Annotated in this window: 3 protein-coding genes; all 3 read right to left on the bottom strand. The window is 69.3% G+C overall.

Annotation, left to right across the window (positions count from 1 at the left end):
- Positions 1-1,277 (bottom strand): ABC transporter permease (locus ABD230_RS19100; protein WP_425546263.1); only part of this gene is annotated, 1,277 nt, incomplete at its 3' end.
- A complete protein-coding gene (locus ABD230_RS19095) occupies positions 1,274-2,581 on the bottom strand; it encodes an ABC transporter permease (protein ID WP_344379033.1) in 1,308 nt (435 codons plus the stop codon). The genes ABD230_RS19100 and ABD230_RS19095, both read right to left, overlap by 4 nt.
- Positions 2,578-4,119: an ABC transporter ATP-binding protein gene (locus ABD230_RS19090; protein ID WP_344379036.1), complete on the bottom strand. Its 1,542-nt coding sequence runs from the start codon at positions 4,117-4,119 to the stop codon at positions 2,578-2,580. Before ABD230_RS19090 ends, ABD230_RS19095 begins: the two co-directional genes overlap by 4 nt.
- Positions 4,120-4,130: the final 11 nt, after the last annotated feature.

Raw genomic sequence — 4,130 nt, 5'->3', positions numbered from 1 at the left:
CCGCGGACCTTGCCGACGAATCCGGCGACGGCGAGGATCGTGACGACGTAGGGCAGCATGAGCATGAACTCGCTGGGGACCGGGGAGCCGATCACGGAGAGCGTGTTCTGCAGGTTGGATGCGAAGCCGAACAGCAGGGCGGCGAGGGTGGCCTTGATGGGGTCCCATTGGCCGAAGATGACGGCGGCGAGGGCGATGAAGCCGGCGCCGGCGGTCATCTCCTTGTTGAACGCGCCGACGGCGCCGAGGGTGAAGAACGCACCGCCGAGGCCCGCGATCGCGCCGGCGAGGGAGACGTTCCAGAACCGGGTGCGGGCGACGTTGATGCCGACGGTGTCGGCCGCGGTGGGGTGCTCGCCCACGGAGCGGAGCCGGAGGCCCCAGCGGGTGTGGAACAGGCCGATGTACACGAGCGCGACGATCACGTACATGGCGTAGATGATCAGCGTCTGCCGGAAGAACATGGGCCCGATCAGCGGGATCTCGGACAGCAGCGGGATCGGGATGCGCTGGAGTCGGGGCGGGGAGTTCAGCAGGGCCGCGTTGGGGGCGAGGACCTGGGAGAACAGGAAGCTGGTCAGGCCGATCACGAGCACGTTCAGCACGACGCCGACGATGACCTGTTCGACGAAGTACTTGATCGCGAACGCCGCGAGCACGAACGCGACAAGCACGCCCGAGAGTGCGGCGGCGATCAGTCCGATGATCGGTCCGAGCCATTGCTGCCCGATGATCGACGCGACCACTGCGGAGGTGAACGCGCCGGCCAGCAGCTGGCCCTCGATGGCGATGTTGATCACGCCGACCCGCTCGCTGATGACGCCGCAGAGGGCGCCGAAGATCAGCGGGACGGAGAGGCTGAGCGCGCCGGCGAGCAGGCCCGGCAGCGGGATCACGGGGGTGCGGGCGCCTGCGGCGGCCCAGGTCAGGAACGCGACCAGGCCGATCACGGCGAAGATCACCACGACCCACAGCGGCACCCGGCGCTTGGCGCGCACGAGGGCGGCGGCGGCGACGGTGATCGCGGTCATCAGCACGATGCAGGTCCAGGTCGTGACCGGCCCGCTGAGGATGAGTTCGGGGATCTGGATCGCGTCGCGCGGGGCGGAGATGCGGAAGATCGCGTCGCCGCCGTGGCGGGTGGCGAGGAACAGGACCGCGAGCAGCCCGGTGACGACCGCGAACGAGATCGGCGCCTTCCAGCTGATCACGGTGGTGCTGTCGAGTGCGGGCGCCGCGGGGGTCGCGGTGGCGTGGTGCTGGCTGGGAGCGGTCACTTCGCCGCCACCTCCTCCTTGCGGGTCGTGCGGGTTCGTTTCTTCGGCTTCGAGCCCGGTTGCGGGAGCCGGAAGATCGCGCGCACCAGCGGCGGTGCCGCGATGAACAGCACGATCAACGACTGCACGACGAGGACGATGTCGATCGGGACGCCCTCGGCGGCCTGCATCGCGAATCCGCCGGCCTTGAACGCGCCGAACAGGATGCCGGCGGCGAGGATGCCCCACGGGTTGGACCCGCCGAGCAGGGCGACCGTGATCGCGTCGAAGCCGATGCCGGCGTCAATGCCGGAGGAGAACCCGGTGGTGACGGTGCCGAGGACCTGGTCCACGCCGGCCAGGCCGACGAGGGCGCCGGAGATCAGCATGCCGTACACGTACATGCGGTTCACGTTGATGCCCGCCACCCGGGCGGCCTTGGGGTTCAGGCCGACCGCGCGGAACTGGAAGCCCAGGCTGGAGCGGTCCAGGATCCACCAGACCAGGAACACGCAGCCGATCGAGAGCAGGAACCCGAAGTGCAGGTTGAACCGGGGCCCGAGCAGGTCGAAGAAGATCGCCGAGTCCTTCATCGGCGGCGTCTTGGGGTTGTTCGTGCCCGGCGCCTGGAGCAGGCCCTGGGTGCGCAGCATCCACGACACCAGGTACAGGGCGACGTAGTTCAGCATGATCGTCACGATCACCTCGTGTGCGCCGGTGCGCGCCTTGAGCAGGCCCGCGATGCCGGCCCAGAGAGCGCCGGCGACGACGCCCGCGATGAGGGCGACGATCATGTGGATCGGGAACGGCAGGTCGAGCGAGAACGCCACCCAGCCTGCGGCGGATGCCGCGAGCAGCATCTGGCCGCGGCCACCGATGTTGAACATGCCCACCCGGAACGCCAGGCCCACGCCGAGACCGGCCGCGATGAGCGGGGTCGCGAAGTTCAGTGTCTCGGTGAACGGCCGGATCCCGGACGCGAAGTCCGGACGGCGGAAGTTGTAGATTGCGCCCTGGAACAGCGCCGAGTACGCGCCGGCGACCGAGTCCCAGATCGCGGCGAGCGTGTCGCCCGGGCGGGCGAAGAAGTACGCCGACGCCGACTGCACCCGCTCGTCCGTGAACGCGATCATCACCGCACCCACCACCAGCGCCAGCAGCACCGCCAGCACCGAGATGATCGCGTTGCCCGACACGATCTCACGGAACGCCCGCTGCCAGCGCGAGGGCTCCTCGGCCTGGGGCTCGGGCTCGATGACCGGTTCGTCGGGCGGGACCTGTTCGCTGGTCTCGAGCGCGACGTCGGGGTCGTTGCGGTCGCTCATGCGGCGGCTCCTTCGGGGGTCGGGGCGTCACCGGACGCTCCGGGGTTCTCGCCGGCCATCATCAGGCCGAGGACCTCTCGGGGCGTGTCGCCGGGCACGATGCCCACGACCCTGCCCCGGTACATCACCATGATCCGGTCGGCGAGGGCGGTGACCTCGTCGAGCTCGGTCGAGACCACGACGACGGGCACGCCCGCGTCGCGCGTCTCGATGATGCGCTTGTGGATGAACTCGATCGATCCCACGTCCACGCCGCGCGTGGGCTGGGCCGCGACGAGCAGGTTCAGGTCGCGGCTGAGCTCGCGGGCGAGGACCACCTTCTGCTGGTTGCCGCCGGAGAGACGCCCCGCCTTGGTCTCGATGCCGGGGGTGCGGACGTCGAACTCGGCGACCTTGTCGGCCGCGAACTCGGCGAGGAACGCACGCTGCACATTGCCCGCCTTGACGAAGGGGGCGCCGCCGGCGCGGTCGAGCATGAGGTTCTCGGCGACGGAGAACTCGCCGACCAGGCCGTCCTCCGTACGGTCCTCGGGCACGAACCCGACGCCGGCGTCGAGGATCCGCCGCACCGAGTGGCGGGTGATCTCCTGCCCGTCGAGCGTGACCGTCCCCTCGACACGCGGCTGCAGGCCCACCAGCGCCTCGGTCAGCTCGGTCTGCCCGTTGCCCTGCACGCCGGCGACCGCGAGCACCTCGCCCTTGCGGACGGAGAAGCTGACGTCGTTGACGACGAGCTGCCCGATCGGGTCGACCACGCTGAGGTGCTCGACCTGCAGGGCCTCCTCGCCCAGCGTCGGCTCCTCCTTCTGCACCGTCAGCTCGACCGCGCGACCCACCATCAGCGATGCCAGTTCGGCGTTCGTCGCGGTCGGCTCGGCCTCGCCGACGACCTTGCCCAGGCGGACCACCGTGATCTTGTCCGCGACCTCGCGGACCTCGCGGAGCTTGTGCGTGATGAACACGATCGCCGCGCCCGACTCCTTGAGCTGGCGCATGATCGCCATCAACTCGTCGGTCTCCTGAGGCGTGAGGACCGCGGTCGGCTCGTCGAACACCAGCACGCGCGCATCGCGCGAGAGCGCCTTGATGATCTCCACCCGCTGCTGCACGCCGACCGGCAGGTCGTCGACCAGCGCGTCGGGATCCACATCGAACCCGAACCGGTCGCTGATCTCCCGCACCCGCTGCCGCGCCGCCGGCAGATCCAGCAGCCCGCCCGCCTTCGTCTGCTCATGACCGAGCATGACGTTCTCCGCAACGGTGAACACCGGGATGAGCATGAAGTGCTGGTGCACCATGCCGATGCCCGCCCGCATCGCGTCGCCCGGGCCGGTGAAGTGCTGCAGTCGGTCGTCGAGCAGGATCTCGCCCTCGTCGGCCTGGTACAGGCCGTACAGGACGTTCATCAGCGTCGACTTGCCCGCCCCGTTCTCACCGAGGAGGCAATGGATCTCCCCCGCCTCGACAGTGAGGTCGATGTGGTCGTTCGCCACCAGGGAACCGAACTTCTTCGTGATTCCTCGGAGTTCGAGTTTCATGCCACCGATCC

The sequence above is a fragment of the Agromyces tropicus genome, assembly GCF_039531345.1.
GTDB classification, from domain to species: Bacteria; Actinomycetota; Actinomycetes; order Actinomycetales; family Microbacteriaceae; genus Agromyces; species Agromyces tropicus.
Note: the sequence above shows the minus strand (reverse complement) of the source record. Positions and strands in the feature narration are given on the sequence as shown.